The organism is Campylobacter showae (assembly GCF_004803815.1).
In the GTDB taxonomy this organism is placed as follows: Bacteria; Campylobacterota; Campylobacteria; order Campylobacterales; family Campylobacteraceae; genus Campylobacter_A; species Campylobacter_A showae.
This window is the reverse complement of record NZ_CP012544.1, coordinates 1,229,755-1,246,267: the sequence shown is the minus strand read 5'-3', so window position 1 is coordinate 1,246,267 and position 16,513 is coordinate 1,229,755. Positions and strand designations below refer to the sequence as shown.

Below are 16,513 nucleotides of genomic sequence, written 5' to 3'. Positions count from 1 at the left end.
GGCTTACAATGGAACCCAAAAAAGAAGCGAGAAACGATAATTTCACCGATTTGGCGTTGCCTGAGGTAAAAGGCAGGCAATCTTTTTTCGTATATACGAAAATTATATTTTTGCCGACGGCGATATATCTCGTCGCGCTTCTTGGGTTTTTTGGGTATATAGATTTTCAAATCGGCCTACACACGGTTATTATGATGGGTATTATTTGGGTGATTTCGCTAATCTTTGCTAAAAATAGCGCCGAACTTGCTTGCTGCTATTTTGAGCAAAGCGGGGCTGATTTTAAGCGAAATCTAAAAGAATACATCATCAAACATCTTTTAGTTATAGGCAAAGATACGAAGTCAAACGCAGGATTTGACGAATTTGTCGCCTATTACACCAGGAATTTACGTAACGAAAATTTTGCTTCCGTGGGTGCTGGCATCTTTCCAATGCTGGGTATCTTGGGAACGTTTATCAGTATCGCGGTTTCTATGCCGGAGTTTAACTCATCAAATACTACCGAACTTGAAACCGAAATTTCAACCCTTCTTAGCGGTGTAGCGACTGCGTTTTACGTCTCTATTTATGGTATTTTTCTAGCGCTTTGGTGGATATTTTTTGAAAAATACGGAACGAGTAAATTTGAAACGCTGGTGCGAAGACAAAAAAATGCTACTAGCGGCTTTTTCTGGACGAAAGAGGAGCTTGATAGAAGGTATTTGCAAGAGAATTTAAGGCACTTTGAGAAGATCGGAGTGATATTTGAGCACGTTAGTAACGCCGAGTTCTTTGAGGAGCTGGATAAGACTATCGAGGCTAAATTTAAAACTTTTACAAATATCTTGAAAAACGAAGAAGAGGCCGTCAAACTAAGCGGCGAGCACATCAAACAAACGATGAATACGCTGCTAAAATCCTCAAAAGATCAAAAAGATCTAATCAAAGTTCACGCTGAAATCTTAAACGTTATCAATAAATTTAACGGCAACATCAAAGATATGCAACTAAAATTTGCCGAGCAGTACAACCGTCTCTATGATGTGGGCGGCGAGCGTATCTCAAGGCTCGAAAAGAGCGTGGGCGAGCTAGAGTATAATGTTAAAAATTTCAGTGAGTCTCTTTCTAAATTTAGTAGTGAAATCTTAGAAAAACAAAAACTTGCAATGGATGGCTTTAAAGAGAGCTTGATTGACGGCGTACAGGCATTTAAAAAGGCTTTTGACGACGAAGCAATCGAGGCTTATGATGATAATAGCGCGCTCATTGAAGGGCTAAAGCAAGACATCGACGAGCTTGATAAAGAGGCGAATGAGATCTTGCAAACCATCGAAAAGGCGAGTATGCTAGATGAAAACGCGTAACGAGAACAAAAGCGGAGACCAGACCTTTTGGATATCGTATGCGGACCTGATGGCCGGGCTGATGTTTGTTTTTATGCTCATCATCGGTGCCGTCGTCGTAAAATACGTCCTTAGCCAAAGCGATCTGGCAAAACTACAAAAAGACTTAAGCGAGCGTGAAAAGCAAATCGCCTCATCACAAAGCGAGCTCGTTCGTAAAGAAAATGTCATAAAAGAAATTTTTTCAAATTTGGACCGCGCAAAGAGCGAAAATAAAGAGCTTGCTGACATAAACAGGCTTGTAAACGAGATGCTTGAAGGCGTCAAAAAAGAGAAAAACGAACTCACGAATCTAACCCAAACCTACGAGATAAATCTAAACGATGCGAATAAAACTATCGCGGATTTGCAGGATAGAGTGCTACAGCTGGGGCAAATTTTAGCGCAAAAAGACGAGGCGCTAAATGAACTAAGCGCAAAATACGGCGATGAAGTCTCAAGATATGCCGCGCTGGAAGAGGATTTTAACAAAACAAAAGACAAGATCAAAGACATCAGCTCGCTTCGCTCAAATGTCATATCAAATTTACGCGCCAAGCTCGGAAACAAGGTCAGCATAGACCCAAGCTCGGGCGTCGTGTCGCTACCCGAGTCTATACTTTTTGACACGGGTTCATACGAGCTAAGAGACGAGGCGAAGGCGCGTCTAAAGGAAATTTTGCAGACTTATTTCGAGGCGATTTTAAATAACGAAGAGATCGCAAAACACATCGATAGGATCGTGATCGAGGGGCATACGAACTCTATTGGTAGCTACATGTACAACCTTGATCTGTCGCAAAAGCGCGCGTATTCGGTGCTAGACTTTATCTACTCGTGGAACAAAGACAAGCGCCTAGAGCACTATCTCATCGCTAGCGGGCGCAGTTTTAGCGATCTGGTGATGAAAAACGGCAAAGAAGACCCCGACGCCTCCAAGCGTATTGAGATCAAATTTTCGATCTCAGACAAAGAGTCGATGAAAGAGATGCAAGATCTCTTGGAGCGGCAAAATCAAAAGTATTCAAAAGACTAAATTTAACAGACTCGAGTTTTACGTACTTCGCGACGACCTGATGGATGGCGAATTTAACGGCAATAAAGCTAGAAAGCTAGAGTATTTCCTGCATGCTGGTCTAGGCGGTATAAAGCGTGTCGTTAGCTACGGCTCTAGCCAGTCAAACGCTATGTATAGCCTAAGCGTCTTTGCCAAGATGAAGGGCTTAGAGTTTCACTACGTAGTTTCAAATTTAAGCTCAAATTTGGCAGAAAATCCGATCGGAAATTTTAAATTTGCCCTTGAAAACGGGATGAAAATCTATATAGATAAAGATAGACGGGCGCGGGCTAGGGCTCTAGCTTACGAACTAGCCGGCTTAAAAGAGGGCGAGATTTACGGCGGCGAGGCAGTAAATTTGACGGACGGTTCTGATAGAAGCGGGTTAAATTTAAGTAAATTTAATGAACGACTAGGTTTTACGGATACGAATTTAAGCGCGAAAAATATGCCGAATTCGCAAGCCGAGATCGCGCCGAATTTACAAAATCAAGACAGAGAAAATTTGATCAAATTTGACGGATCGGCAAAGCTCTCAAGCACAAATTCTGGCGAATTCGTAAGTCATAAAAACTCAAATTTAAAAAAATCCGCGAACCCACCGAGCTCAAATTTGCCCGACGAGCAGGATTGCTTCATCGGCGATTCGCTTTTTATAAACGAGGGTGTTTGGCAGCCGCAGGCTGAGGCGGGCTTTATCTTGCAGGCTAGGCAGATAGAGCGCTGGGCAGAGGCGGAGGGCAAGACCGTTGATATATTTTTGCCCTCGGGTACGGGCACGTCGGCGGCGTTTTTGGCTAAGCATATCAAATTTGACGTTTTTACCTGTCCTTGTGTGGGCGACGCAAACTACCTAAAAAGAGAGATCGAGGCGCTGACGCCAAACTCAAGGGCGCGCATTTTGCCACCGCCTAAGAAATATCATTTCGGCGATTTAAAACCTGAGCTTTATCAAATTTGGCGCGAAGTATGCGAGCAAACGGGGATAGAATTTGAACTCATTTACGATCCGGTGGGCTTTTTAACGATGATGGCAAACCTGGGCGCGTTTAAAAACGAGATTTTATACATCCACCAAGGCGGCGCGCTCGGAAATATCAGTCAAAAACTAAGATACGAAAGAAAATTTAAGGAGACGAGATGAAGTTTTTACTCACTAGCAATGAAAATTTTAAGGACTATTTTGCGGCTTTGGTAAACCGCTCAAACGGCGATATGAGCGCGGTTATGCCCACCGTTTCGCAGATACTGGACGACGTGCGTGCTAGAGGCGACGAGGCGCTTTTTGAGCAGATAGAGAAATTTGACCGCTGGAAACCCGACGCAAATAGCCTAAAAATAGGCACCGACGAGATGCAAAAGGCCTACGACGGTATAGATAGCTGCCTGCGAAACGCTCTAAATTTAGCCTTTGATCGCATCAAAAGCTACCACGAAAAAAGCCTACCAAAAACCTGGATGGAGCACGACGAGCACGGCGTTTTGCTAGGTGCGAAATACACTCCGCTAGACCGCGCGGGACTATATATCCCAGGAGGTAAAGCCGCCTATCCTAGCTCGCTTCTCATGAACGCCGTGCCGGCTCTGGTCGCGGGAGTTGGGGAGATAGTAGTCTGCACGCCTGCCGTCGGAGGCAAGGTAAACGCGCTGCTTCTAGCCGCCATGCATGTCTGCGGTATCAAGGAGGCCTATAAAGTTGGCGGCGCGTCTGCGGTAGCGGCGATGGCCTACGGCACGCAAACGATCAAAAAAACCGACGTCATCACTGGTCCTGGCAACATATACGTCGCGACGGCTAAAAAGCTCGTCTACGGCGAGGTAAATATCGATATGATCGCCGGTCCTAGCGAGATCTGCGTCATAGCAGACGAGAGCGCCGACCCTCGCCACATCGCCGTGGATCTGCTCTCGCAGGCCGAGCACGACGAGATGGCTAGCGCCGTACTCATCACGCCAAATCAAGCTTTCGGCGCAGCGGTACAAAGGCATATCAACGAGGAGATCAAGACTCTAGCTAGGCAGCCGATCGCGCAGGTTAGTATCGATAAAAAGGGTGCTATCATCGTAGCTAGCGACCTTGATGAGTGCGTGAGGCTGGCTAACGAGCTAGCGCCCGAGCACCTAGAAATCGCGACAAACGACGCGATGGAGCTGGCCAGGCAGATCAGGCATGCCGGAGCGATATTTATCGGACACTTTACGCCTGAAGCGATGGGCGACTATCTAGCCGGACCGAATCATACGCTCCCGACGGGCGGTAGCGCGAGATTTTACTCGCCTTTAGGGGTCGAAAATTTTATGAAGCGCACTTCGCTCATCTCGCTAAATGCAAAAGGCATAAGTGAGCTAGGAAATGCGTGCATGAAGCTAGCCGATGCCGAGGGACTGGGGGCACATAGAAGGTCTGTCGCGGTTAGACTTGAGGCTTTGAAATAGATATCATCTCTTGGGAGCTTTTAACGGAACTCGCGAAAAATCGGCTTGACGGACCGGCTCGTCCAGTCTGCGCCTATTTTTTGCTTCGTAACCCTTAAAATCTCTCCAAGATATAATGTCTCTTGCATTTTTTAGATAAATTTTAAATTCGCCGTGACTTTTGAGTAGTTTTTGAGCGCTTTTTGAAGGGCTAGTAAAAATAAATACTTACGGACGACCGATCCGCTCCGTTTTATTTTTACGTCGTAACTTCAAAAATCATCTCAAGATATAACGCCTTTTTGTTTAAATTTACGGTTTTTGCGAATTCTTTGCCGCAAGCTTTGCACTTGAAATTTACAAAATAAACATACGAGTGGCTTGCTAAAATTTACGTTTTTATAAAATTTACGGCAATCTCGCAAAAGGAGACAAATGAGTCCGAAAAATCCCGTTTCAAATTTTATTTCAGTGGGTGATGAGATGCTCGCTTTTTTGTCAAATTTGGGCCAAAAGTGGCGTATTAGCGACGACGGAGCGGAGTTTATAGAGCGAAATTTTACTTTTATCGGCTCAAAGCCGGTTTTGCAAAATTTAAAAGACTACAAAACGGCTGATTACAAAAATTTTACCGATATCAAAAATTTTATAAGCTCAAATCCAAACATCCAAAGTAAAATTTTAAGCGCAGATATAAGCTACATCGGCGACAATCTGACTAATGCCGAAGTCAAATTTGCGCCCGAGTATTTTTACGATTTTTTAAAATTTATGGTAGAAAATATCCCCGAACATCACTATTTTTACGCTTCCGAGGCGGGCTGGATTTTACTCGTCGCGATGGAGGGATACGTAGAATTTGGCGTTTTGGACTAACGGAGCCGCTAAATTTACCCTTTACAAGCTTGCGTAATCGCCGCAAGCCAGCCTTGCTCGGGGTGCTTAAATTGTGCAAATTTGCAAAATACGCTACCGTTTCCTATCTTTAGTTGCCTGTGTTAAAGTTTCTAAACCCTGCCTCAAATCAGGCGGAGTTTAGAAGGTTGTAAATAAGTCAAATTTAGGCGATTTTTGCACTCTTGTTGCTAAAAATTTCTAAAAACTTAACCGCTAGTTTTTGAAATATATTTTCTTTTTTACGTTTGCTAAGTAAAAATTTTGCGGTCTCGCTTCTACCAAACATCACCGCAAAGGTGCATGGCGTCATGCCTAGTCCATTATTTGCTTCGATATCGGCTCCGGCGTTAGCTAACGCTTTTACTACATCTAAGTGCCCCTTAAACGCAGCGCCCGCAAGCGGAGTTTGCCCGCGATCGTTGCGTTCATCTACTCTAGCGCCGTTTGAGAGCAGCATATTTACGGTATTTAGAGCATTGTTATAACTAGCCAGCATCAAAAGCGTATCGCCTTTGGCTGATTTTAAATTTACGCTAAGCCCCGCCTTTATCATCTTTTCTAGCTCGTCTGCTTCGTCTTGTCTGGCAAAATCAAGCGCCATGGCGCAAAGTTCGCTATATCTTTGCTCTTCAGCCTGCGTTAAATTTGTCAAATTTTAGCCTTTAGCGCTGCTTTGACGCCGTTTGCGTACTCTGGCGAGATTTGCTCAAAATGCCCTATCGCGCGCTCTTTTATCGCTTCGCTCACACCAGCCATGCTCTCTGCGATATTGCTAAAAAGCTGTGATTTTTGGCTATCGTTCATTAGTGCAAAAAGCGCTCTAGGTTGCGAGTAATAATCCTGATCCTCGGCTCTATGGTCGTATCTTTGCATTGCGCCTTCTAAATTTATATCAGGCTCTAGCAGGCTTCTATCTTCTTTGCCGCCGCCAAAGCTGTTTGGCTCATAGTAGGCCTTGTCGTCGAGTTCATACATTCCGTTATTCATCGCACCGCCCACGACGTAGGTGTTTATTTCGCTTATCGGACGATTTACGCTTAGCTGCGCGTAGTGCGTGCCTATGCGGTATCTTTGAGCGTCTGGATAGCTAAAGATTCTGGCTTGAAGCATTTTATCGGGGCTAAAGCTGATACCAGGGACTATATTTGACGGACTAAATGCGGCTTGCTCTACTTCGTTAAAGTAATTTTTAGGGTTTTCATTTAGCGTCATGACGCCAACGTCGATAAGCGGAAATTCCTTATGCGACCATGTTTTGGTTAGATCAAACGGGTTAAATTTGACGCTTTTTGCTTGATCTTGGGTCATTATTTGGATTTTAAAATCCCAACTTGGAAAATCTCCTTTTTCTATGCTTTCAAAGAGGTCTCTTTGGTTGCTCTCCCTGTCTTTTGCGATTATTTGCGCGGCTTCATCGTTGGTTAAATTTTTAATGCCTTGACGAGTTTTGAAGTGAAATTTGACCCAAAATCTCTCATTTTTGTCATTTATAAAGCTATAGGTGTGGCTGCCAAATCCATGCATATGGCGGTAGCTAGCAGGTATGCCGCGGTCGCTCATTAAAATCGTAACTTGGTGCATAGTTTCAGGGCTTAAGCTCCAAAAATCCCAAGCGGCTTCGTTTGAGCGTAGATGCGTGCGCGGGTCGCGTTTTTGAGTATGGATGAAATCTGGGAATTTATACGGGTCTTTGATGAAAAAAATCGGAGTGTTGTTTCCGACTAAGTCCCAGTTGCCCTCTTTTGTGTAAAATTTAATCGCAAAGCCCCTTACATCGCGCTCGGCATCGGCCGCTCCGGCCTCTCCGGCTACGGTAGAAAATCTCAGAAACAGTCTTGTTTTCTCGCCTTTTTGCAAGACACTTGCTTTCGTATAGCGCGAGATATCGTGCGTGATCTCTAGCGTACCGTACGCAGCGCTACCTTTTGCATGGACAGCTCTTTCCGGGATGCGTTCTCTGTTTTGGTGGGCTAGTTTTTCAAGTAGTTGATAATCTTGCAGCATTATGCCGCCGCGGCTGCCCGCAGTAAGCGAGTTTTGATTGTCGGCTATCGGATTGCCTGAAGTGGTGGTTAGTTTTTTCATATTTTCCCTTTCTAATAAAAATTATTATTTCGGAATTATACTTATTTAGAATAAAATTTTTCTTAAATAATAAAAATTATTAGTAGAAAAATTTATAAAATTACGGATATTGAAAAATTAACTGCATTTTGGCGATAAATTTGCTATTCAATATTTTAAAATTTGACTTATTCGCTTTTTTGGATAGGTTGAGAGAGGCTTATAGATATCGGCAAAAAAGAAATATGATAAAATCACAAAAGTCTAAATTTAATCCTAGTGATTTTAAAAGTATACATAGCAGCGCTATTGTGCAGGTTGATGGCTAGCCCGTAGCGAAGGCAATTAGCTGTTTTGGGTGATCTTGCTAGCTATCGGGCTTATCGCCTCTTGTTGGGAGGGTAAAGAGATATGAGAAATATTATGGTAAAAAATAAAAAAATATGGATCATAGCGATCATTTTGGCCTTGATAATACCAGAGTTGATACTCGCTTTTTTCTACTACGCGGCTGCAACTCAAGACAAATTTAAAAATATCGACAAGAGCAACTTTTACCGCTCGCCTGATGGCGAAATTTACGCTGCTATCGCACACAGCGGCAGGTATTTGCTAAAGGGCGCGGATAAAGATAGCTTTCGCGTCTTAAATTTACCCCATCATTACTACTACTCAAACGTGGCGGCCGATAAAAACAACGTCTACTGCTCAACAAAGATCTTGCAAGGGCTCGATCCTAAAAGCACTCACCTACTTGGCAACGGCTATCTAACCGATGGCAAAACAAGCTACTTTTGTAGCCCAAAAGGCGAGAAACAGCCGGGATTTAACGAGTTTGTCGCCGTTATGAAAAGCGTTGCTAATCTTTTTATAAAAAGCTACGAGGATAGCTCTTATTTTTATAAAAACGTACGAGTCGGTAGCGTAAATTTAGAGCCTATTTTTGACACGGGCTTTGCAAAAGACGGTAGTACGCTCTACTACATGGGCGAAAAGCTAGATGCCGACCCTAAGGGGTTACAATTTATCAAGACTCTAAACGGTCAAAAAAGCGATTATTTCACAGACGGTAGGAGCGTCTTTTTAGACGGGGTAAAGCTTGACGTGAGCTACACGGAGGAGATGAGAGAGATAGCGACCGATCCTTATCAAGAAACGCGCTATCTTTTTGAGCCAAAGACGGGCGCGATTTTTGCCAATGGGCATAAATTTAGCGAGCAGGCGATGCCGTTTACGCCTATTTTTAACGAGGGCGACTCGTATATCTTTTGGCCTATTTTTGTTGGTAAAGATGGAGTTTATTTTTGGGACAAGAGTAAACCGGGGCTTGAAAAGATCTCAAATTTTAAGCCCAAAGGCAAAATTTACAGATTTTACTCCGATCTCTTTGCTGATGATGAGAGCATCTACTTCTTGCAAAATAGTGAGGAGTGGCAGCACTCTAGACACGGTAGGCAAGTTAGCGCGCGTTTGGTCGGGCTTTATAGGCTAACTAGCAAAGCCGCACTTCGTCAAGTCGGCCTCGTAAAGGGCGGCGAGTATGGCACGGTCTTTGCGGACGATAAAAAGAGCTATTTTGTTAGCAGCTACTATGACAGATTTTACGCAAAAGATGGCATTTACGAGATAGCTGATCTTAGAGCGGTTGAAATTTTAACCAGACCGCCGCACTTTCAGGGCAAAGAGTTGGAGGCAAAGGATATCTACGAGATGATAAAAACCGGCGCGCTCGTGCCTGCTAGCGGCGAGGAGGTGGCGATATCTCGCATCGAGGTAGAAAAGCCGACCATCATACTTTATATCACATTTGGCATCGCTTTTATCGTTGCGGTCATTTTTGGAGTGACAAAAGCTAGAAGCGCAAAAAGAGACTACATATAAATTTGATGTAAATTTTTTCAAAACGCCTTTTTGCAGTGGTTTACTCCTTAAATTTAGCCAAAAACTTAAGGAGTAAATTTGACCTATTTACTCTTTTTTGTTATTTTAAAAGGAAGATGAAATTTACAAAAAAGGAGAAAAATGATCAAATTTCAAAAGTCGAAATTTAACAATTCGGTATTTATCCCATCGCTTGTTGTTATATTTTTAATAACGGCATTTGCAGCAATATTTCCAAATTTCTCAAATGAGTTTTTTAAAGGTATGCAAAACTACATCGCGGCCAAATTTGGCTGGTTTTACATCCTGACCGTCGCCGTCATACTTCTAAGCATCATTATCCTTGGCTTTAGCAAGCTTGGCGAGATCAAACTAGGAGCCGATCACGTAAAGCCGGAGCACAAAAATATCTCGTGGTTTTCTATGCTTTTTGCCGCCGGCATGGGCATTGGACTTGTGTTTTTTGGCGTGGCCGAGCCGCTCATGCACTATCTAAATCCGCCGCTCGGCGACGCGCAAACTATCGCAGCGCAAAAGCTTGCGATGAATATCACCTTCTTTCACTGGGGTATGGGCGCATGGTCGGTCTATGCTATCGTGGCGTTAATTCTCGCCTTTTTCTCGTATAGACACGGCTTGCCGCTCACGCTTAGATCGGCGTTTTATCCGATAATCGGCGATAAAATTTACGGCAAGATCGGCAACGCCATCGACACATTTGCCGTCGTAGCGACGCTTTTTGGCGTAGCGACCTCGCTAGGATACGGCGTACTTCAGGTAAATGCCGGCCTTACGCACGTTTTTGGCCTGCCGACCATGCATATTACGCTTCTAATAGTGCTTTGTTTTGCAGCGACCATCTCGGCGGCAAGCGGCGTTGATAAGGGGATTAAAATTTTATCAAACTCAAATATCGCGCTAGCTATATGTTTTATGTTTTTGATACTATTTTTGGGCGATACGACACAGCTTTTAAAGTCGTTTGTGCAAAACAGCGGCGACTACGTATCGACGCTTATTTCAAACACCTTTAACCTCTACGCCTACGAGAGGCAAAACGAGAGCTGGCTTGGCGGTTGGACGCTGCTATACTGGGCTTGGTGGCTATCTTGGTCGCCGTTTGTGGGGCTGTTTATCGCCAAAATTTCAAAGGGCAGGACGATAAGAGAATTTGTGATCGGCGTGCTTTTAGTGCCGACGGGTTTTACCTTTGCTTGGATGAGCTTTTTTGGCAACTCGGCGATTGCGCTTGTTCAAAATGGCTTTAGCGAGCTAGCGACCACGGTAAATTCTGACTCGGCTTCGGCGCTTTTTATGTTTTTAGAAAAATTTAGCTTTTCAGGCGTGCTAAGCACGATCGCGGTCTTTATGATCGTCATATTTTTCGTCACTTCGGCCGACTCAGCGGCGATAGTTATGAACATGCTTTGCTCAAATGGTAAGGACGATACGCCGGTTTGGCAAAAGGTCTTTTGGGGCGTTACAGTGGGCGTCGTAGCGGCATTTTTGATGCTAGCCGGCGGTCTTGGCTCGCTTCAAGCTCTCACGATCACTACGGCGTTACCGTTTGCTATCGTGCTACTTGGCGCCATTTACGGGCTATTTAAGGCGCTGCGCGTGGATGTAACCAAAAAAGAGACAAATAACTTTAATAACATGCCTATTAGTGATCTTTCAAAGCCGTGGCAAGAGCGCCTAAGTGCGATCATTACGCTGCCAGGCAAGAAAGATGGCAAGAAATTTTTAAACGAGGTTGTACTAAAAGCGTTTAACGAGCTAAAAGAGGAATTTGCCAAAAACGGCCTTGAAGCAAAGGTCACAAATGGTGAAAATTTTGTAAATTTAAATGTCGGACTTGGCGACGAGATGGACTTTAGATATGGCGTCTATCTCACCAAAAGCCAGAGCCCAGACTACACTAGAGAGCTTGAGGGCGACGATCTTTATTACAGAGCCGAGGTATATCTAAAAGAGGGCGGTCAAGACTACGACGTGCTTGGTTGGAGCGAGGCCACGCTGATAAATGACGTAATCGAGCAATACCGCAAACATATGCAGTTTTTACATGTCGTTAGAAAATAATAATTTGGCGTAAATTTGCATAAATTTACGCCTTTAAATTTATGCCAAGCAGCCTTTTTCTAATAATATTTACCGATTTTAATCCAGATTTGTTTTAAATTTCAAAGATGCTTCTAAAAACTTTAAATAAAATTTTTATATAATCTCTCTTTTTCACAAAGGTATACAGATGGATAGAAAAACTTGGAGTTCGAAGGTAACGTATATTTTGGCGGTTGCGGGTGCTACCGTGGGCTTTGGCGCGACGTGGCGTTTCCCGTATCTAGTCGGGCAAAACGGCGGCGGAGCCTACGTACTCGTGTTTTGTATCGCGATGATCGTGATCGGTATACCGATGATTTTGGCTGAAAATGCGATCGGTAGACGCCTAAAATGCAACGCCGTGGATGCATTCGGCGGTAAAAATATAAATCCCGCGTGGAAAATCGTGGGCTGGATGGGGCTGCTTGGCGCATTTGGCATCATGGCTTATTACATGGTCATCGGCGGCTGGGTGCTAAACTATATCGCGCAGATCGCATTTGGCATGCTTGATCTCTCGCAGGTGCTTAGTTTTGAGGTTACGAGCGCGTTTTATGAGCAAAATATCGTGAGCGATCCGCTAGCTATCAGCTTTGCGACGCTCGTGTTCGTACTCGTAAACTACGCGATCTTGGTGCAGGGCGCGGTCGGCGGCATCGAGCGCTCGGCGAAGTATCTCATGCCGCTACTTTTCGTGCTGATGATCGTTATGATCGTAAAAAACTTGACCTTAGATGGCGTGGCGCAGGGGGTTAAATTTTATCTCACGCCCGATTTTTCAAAGATAAGTATCAAGCTTTTCGTCGATGTTTTGGGACAGGTATTTTTCGCGCTTTCGCTTGGTTTTGGCGTGATGATCACGCTTTCAAGCTTTGTTAAAAAAGATGAAGGGCTGGTTAAAATCTCGATCATCACGGGCATTCTAAATACTGTCATCGCCGTGCTTGCGGGCTTTATGATATTTCCGTCGCTCTTTAGCTATGGCGTCTCGCCGGATAGCGGCCCAAGCCTCGTGTTTAAGAGCTTGCCGATCGTTTTTTCGCATATGCCTTTTGGCGGATTCTTTGCGGTGGCGTTTTTTGCACTACTGATGATTGCCGCGCTCACGACCTCGTTACCGATCTACGAGGTTATCATCACGACCCTTCAGGAGAAATTTAAAATAAAACGCAAAAGCGCGATCTTACTTGTGCTTGGCACGATATTTATATTTGGAAATTTGCCGTCCTTGATGGCTACGAACCTGCTTGCGGACGTTAAAATTTTTGGTAAAAATATATTTGACGCATACGACGCCATCAGCGCTACGATATTTTTCGTGCTGACCTCGCTAGGATGCGCGATATTTGTGGGCTGGGTGCTAAAAGACGAAGCCAAACGCGAGATAATGCAGGGCAGCGAAAAATACGCAAAACTCGTAAATATCTGGTTTTGGTATATCAAATTTGTCGTTCCGTTTATCATTTTGGTGCTTTTTATTAGCTCATTTTACGATAACTTTTTAAAGTAAATTTGATGGCAAATCTCGTAAATTTAGCTAACGGCGATCGCTTAAATTTGCGCGTAGAGGATCAAATTTTACTCAGTGAGAGCGTCAAAAACGGCAAAACCAGGCAGACGCAAAAGGAGTTTGCTAGCATAGACGAGGCGCAAAAAGCCTGCGCGAAAAAGGAGTGGGAAAGTCTGAAAAAAGGCTATGTCCTACAAAACGCGGGCGCGAAAGCGGGCGAAGCGAGTTTGCACGTCTACATCGGCGGCGGATACACGGGCGCGCTCGCCTTTGCGGGCGCGAAAGGTGAGCTTTTCGTCTATAAATGCGGCGGCTACAAAGAGGACGGCGCGCTGGATGATTTTCTCATCAGGCTGGACGTAAGCGGCGCCGTAAAGCAGCAGATCGTCCTGCCAAAGCCGCTTGCATGGCAGGCGGAGCGCACGGGCGAAATTTTGCTTTTGGATCTGGATCACTTTATCTTTAAATTTGACCCGGCGAGCGGCGAATTTAGCGATCTCTCTCAATGGTTAAGCTTTAAAAATAGCAAAGAATTTACGAGTTTTGTTTGCTCTGCGAAAGATACGGCGGCGTTTGCGATGTTCGGTCAAATTTTTACTCTGCGCGGCGGCGAGATTTCGCCTCTGGCCGAATACAAATCCGAAATGAAAAGCTACATGCCGATCTTGTGCGCCGCTCTTAACAATGATGGCATGCGGCTAGCGCTTCATTGCAAGCAAAACGAGATTAAAATTTTAAGCACGCTAAACGGAGAAGTTTTAAGCGAGATCAGAGGCGATTTTGGCATTTTTGATAAAATTTGCTTTTTGGCGGACGGTTCGGTGTTAGGCAAGGAGCGCTACGCAGGCAAGTTAGTTTGCCTCGATGCTACAAGCGGCGAACGACTTAAGCCCGCGTGGTTGCAGGGCGAATACGCCGAGGCAGACGAGCTTTGCATTAGCGCGGACGGTTTGCGGCTTGCGCTAGTTGGCTACGACAAAGCCCGCATCATCGATCTAAAAAGCGGAAATTTGCGTCTTAGCTTTGAGCTCTCGCACGTCGTGAAGCGCTGCGAAGCGAAATTTGAGCGCATAAACGGCGAGGAATTTTTAGCCGTGCGCACCGACTACGGCTGCTTTAGCCTTTATAAAATTTAAGGAAAGATATGTTTTATTTTTTGCTTGGGGTTTACTTTTTTTACGTTGCTGTAAAGGCGGCTTTGGCGATTTTACAGATAAACTTCATCCGCGCAGAGGCTAAAAAGCCTGCCGTCGTGCTAGAGCAGAATGAATACGAAACCGCCGCCGCCGCAGCGATAACGAATCAAAAATTTGAGATAGCAAGCCTTTTTTATCACGCCGCGATATTTGTGATGTGGACGTGTTGGGGGCTTGGCGAGATGTATGAAAGCGCCTATAAAACGGGAGAACTGAGAGATCATATCATCTTTGTGATGAGCTTTTTGATCATATCGTCGCTACTGGAGCTACCGCTAAATATCTATGAAACCTTCGTCAAAGATAAAAAGCTCGGCTTTTCAAACGTAACGCCCAAAATTTTCGCGCTTGATCTACTTAAAACGCTCGCGCTAACGCTAGTGTTTGGCACGCTGTTTGTATGGCTGGTGCTGCTTTGCATTAGATTTTTGGGCGATTTTTGGTGGTTTTGGGCGTTTTTGCTGAGCTTTGGCGTCGCGCTCGTGATAAATCTCATCTATCCGACGCTCATCGCGCCTATCTTTAACAAAATGCAGCCGCTAGAAGAGGGCGAGCTAAAAAGCCGTATAGAAGGGCTTTTAGCGCAGTGCGGGTTTAAAAGTAGCGGCGTTTTTACGATAGACGCCAGTAAGCGCGATAACCGTCTAAACGCCTATTTTGGCGGCCTTGGCGCGACTAAGCGCGTGGTGCTTTTCGACACGCTAGTTAAAAAACTAAGTCTTGCCGAGATAATCGCCGTTTTGGGGCATGAACTCGGGCACTTTAAGCACAAAGATATCCTAAAAATGATCGCCCTAAGCGCGATTATGCTTTTTGCGATGTTTTTTATATTCGGCAACATCCCCGACGCGGCGTATCAAGCGCTTGGGCTTCATAGCGGAGGCGGCGGAACGATCGTATTTTTGCTGCTTTTTTCGCCGATTTTCGGATTTTTATTTTCGCCGGTGAGCTCGTATTTTAGCCGCGCGAACGAATTTGGCGCCGATAGATTCGCTGGCGAGGTCTCAAACAAAGCCGACATGATAAGCGCGCTAAAAAAGCTAGGCAGCGAAAACAAGGCCTTCCCGAAGGCTCATCAGCTCTATGCGTTCGTCTATCATTCGCACCCAAGCCTCTTTGAGCGTATAAACGAGCTAGAAAATGAAAATTGAAGAGGCTCTTAAAGAGGCTAGTTTAAGACTAAGCTCACTTTGCCAAAATCCAAGCAGAGTGGCTAAAATTTTGCTTATGAACTATCTTGATGTAAGCATTGAATGGATATTTTTAAATCAAAAAAAAGAATTTGATGAGAGCGGCTATTTTGCCCTAGTTAAAAGGTATGAAAACTACGAGCCGCTAGAATATATCACGGGCGAGGCGGGCTTTTACGGACTTACATTTAACGTAAAAAAGGGCGTCTTGATCCCGCGCCCGGAGACTGAAATTTTAGTCGAAAAATCGCTCGAGATCTTATCAAATTTACCAGCGAGAAACGAACCGCCCCTAGTAGCCGAGATCGGAACCGGAAGCGGGATAATCAGCATCTGCCTCGCTCTAAACTCAAACGCCAAAATCATAGCCTCAGATATCAGCGACGATGCGTTAAATTTAGCTCGCGAGAACGCCGCGAAATTTGGCGTAGAGGGTAGGATTAAGTTCGTAAAATGCGCGTATCTGGATCAAATTTACGGACGGTTTGATCTGCTAGTTTCAAACCCGCCTTATATCGCGCGGGACTACGAGCTTGATAAATTCGTGCTAAACGAGCCGCACGAGGCGCTGTTTGGCGGCGCGGCTGGCGACGAGATCTTAAAAAACATAGTCCTCGTCGCTAAAAATCGCGGCGTAAAATACCTAGCCTGCGAGATGGGCTACGATCAGCGAGAAAGCATGCAAAACGCGCTTAAATTTAATGGCTTTGAGGCGGAGTTTTATAGGGATTTAGCCGGATTTGACCGCGGATTCGTCGCTAAAAATATATTTGTGAATTTTTAAATTTACGCGCGGTTTGGGCTTTTGCGATAAACCAAATTTGACCGAGCTTGCG

The 16,513-nt window shown here is 44.7% G+C and carries 13 protein-coding genes; 11 read left to right on the top strand and 2 right to left on the bottom strand.

Features of this window, described 5'->3' with window-relative positions; all coding sequences use genetic code 11:
* Positions 1 to 8: 8 nt before the first annotated feature.
* The 5 genes from CSHOW_RS06110 (at position 9) to CSHOW_RS06090 (ending at position 5,712) form a co-directional block, all read left to right on the top strand.
* The gene (locus CSHOW_RS06110) at positions 9 to 1,346 is read left to right on the top strand and encodes a MotA/TolQ/ExbB proton channel family protein (RefSeq protein ID WP_002946772.1); all 1,338 of its coding nucleotides are present in this window, start codon (positions 9 to 11) and stop codon (positions 1,344 to 1,346) included.
* Positions 1,333 to 2,400 (top strand): OmpA family protein, encoded by a 1,068-nt coding sequence (locus tag CSHOW_RS06105; RefSeq protein ID WP_002946774.1) that lies wholly within the window; start codon positions 1,333 to 1,335, stop codon positions 2,398 to 2,400. Before CSHOW_RS06110 ends, CSHOW_RS06105 begins: the two co-directional genes overlap by 14 nt.
* Before the next feature lie 40 nt (positions 2,401 to 2,440).
* Positions 2,441 to 3,565: a hypothetical protein gene (locus tag CSHOW_RS06100; protein WP_002946785.1), complete on the top strand. Its 1,125-nt coding sequence runs from the start codon at positions 2,441 to 2,443 to the stop codon at positions 3,563 to 3,565.
* Positions 3,562 to 4,857: a histidinol dehydrogenase gene (gene hisD, locus CSHOW_RS06095; protein WP_002946788.1), complete on the top strand. Its 1,296-nt coding sequence runs from the start codon at positions 3,562 to 3,564 to the stop codon at positions 4,855 to 4,857. The genes CSHOW_RS06100 and hisD overlap by 4 nt, the downstream gene beginning before the upstream one ends.
* 414 nt (positions 4,858 to 5,271) lie before the next feature.
* Positions 5,272 to 5,712, top strand: coding sequence for a hypothetical protein (locus CSHOW_RS06090; RefSeq protein WP_002946791.1), 441 nt, complete (start codon positions 5,272 to 5,274; stop codon positions 5,710 to 5,712).
* A 184-nt stretch (positions 5,713 to 5,896) separates the two neighbouring features.
* Here the strand turns inward: CSHOW_RS06090 and CSHOW_RS06085 are convergent, their stop codons facing one another.
* Complete coding sequence (locus CSHOW_RS06085) at positions 5,897 to 6,385, bottom strand: ankyrin repeat domain-containing protein (protein WP_002946792.1); 489 nt, start codon at positions 6,383 to 6,385, stop codon at positions 5,897 to 5,899.
* Positions 6,382 to 7,818, bottom strand: coding sequence for a catalase (locus CSHOW_RS06080; protein ID WP_002946793.1), 1,437 nt, complete (start codon positions 7,816 to 7,818; stop codon positions 6,382 to 6,384). Before CSHOW_RS06080 ends, CSHOW_RS06085 begins: the two co-directional genes overlap by 4 nt.
* Positions 7,819 to 8,208: 390 nt before the next feature.
* On the opposite strand from CSHOW_RS06080, the gene CSHOW_RS06075 reads away from it, so the two are divergent.
* The 6 genes from CSHOW_RS06075 to prmC all read left to right on the top strand — a co-directional run bounded on the left by CSHOW_RS06075 (position 8,209) and on the right by prmC (position 16,461).
* The gene (locus tag CSHOW_RS06075; protein WP_002946795.1) at positions 8,209 to 9,678 is read left to right on the top strand and encodes a DKNYY domain-containing protein; all 1,470 of its coding nucleotides are present in this window, start codon (positions 8,209 to 8,211) and stop codon (positions 9,676 to 9,678) included.
* 141 nt (positions 9,679 to 9,819) lie between these two features.
* On the top strand, positions 9,820 to 11,760 hold the full coding sequence (locus CSHOW_RS06070; protein WP_002946801.1) for a BCCT family transporter: 1,941 nt from the start codon (positions 9,820 to 9,822) through the stop codon (positions 11,758 to 11,760).
* Between the two features lie 169 nt (positions 11,761 to 11,929).
* Positions 11,930 to 13,291, top strand: coding sequence for a sodium-dependent transporter (locus tag CSHOW_RS06065; RefSeq protein ID WP_002946802.1), 1,362 nt, complete (start codon positions 11,930 to 11,932; stop codon positions 13,289 to 13,291).
* A gap of 5 nt (positions 13,292 to 13,296) precedes the next feature.
* Positions 13,297 to 14,427, top strand: a complete 1,131-nt coding sequence (locus tag CSHOW_RS06060) for a hypothetical protein (RefSeq protein WP_002946803.1) — start codon at positions 13,297 to 13,299, stop codon at positions 14,425 to 14,427.
* Between the two features lie 8 nt (positions 14,428 to 14,435).
* Positions 14,436 to 15,638, top strand: a complete 1,203-nt coding sequence (locus CSHOW_RS06055) for a M48 family metallopeptidase (RefSeq protein ID WP_002946805.1) — start codon at positions 14,436 to 14,438, stop codon at positions 15,636 to 15,638.
* A complete protein-coding gene (prmC, locus tag CSHOW_RS06050; RefSeq protein ID WP_002946806.1) occupies positions 15,628 to 16,461 on the top strand; it encodes a peptide chain release factor N(5)-glutamine methyltransferase in 834 nt (277 codons plus the stop codon). Before CSHOW_RS06055 ends, prmC begins: the two co-directional genes overlap by 11 nt.
* Positions 16,462 to 16,513 lie beyond the last annotated feature (52 nt).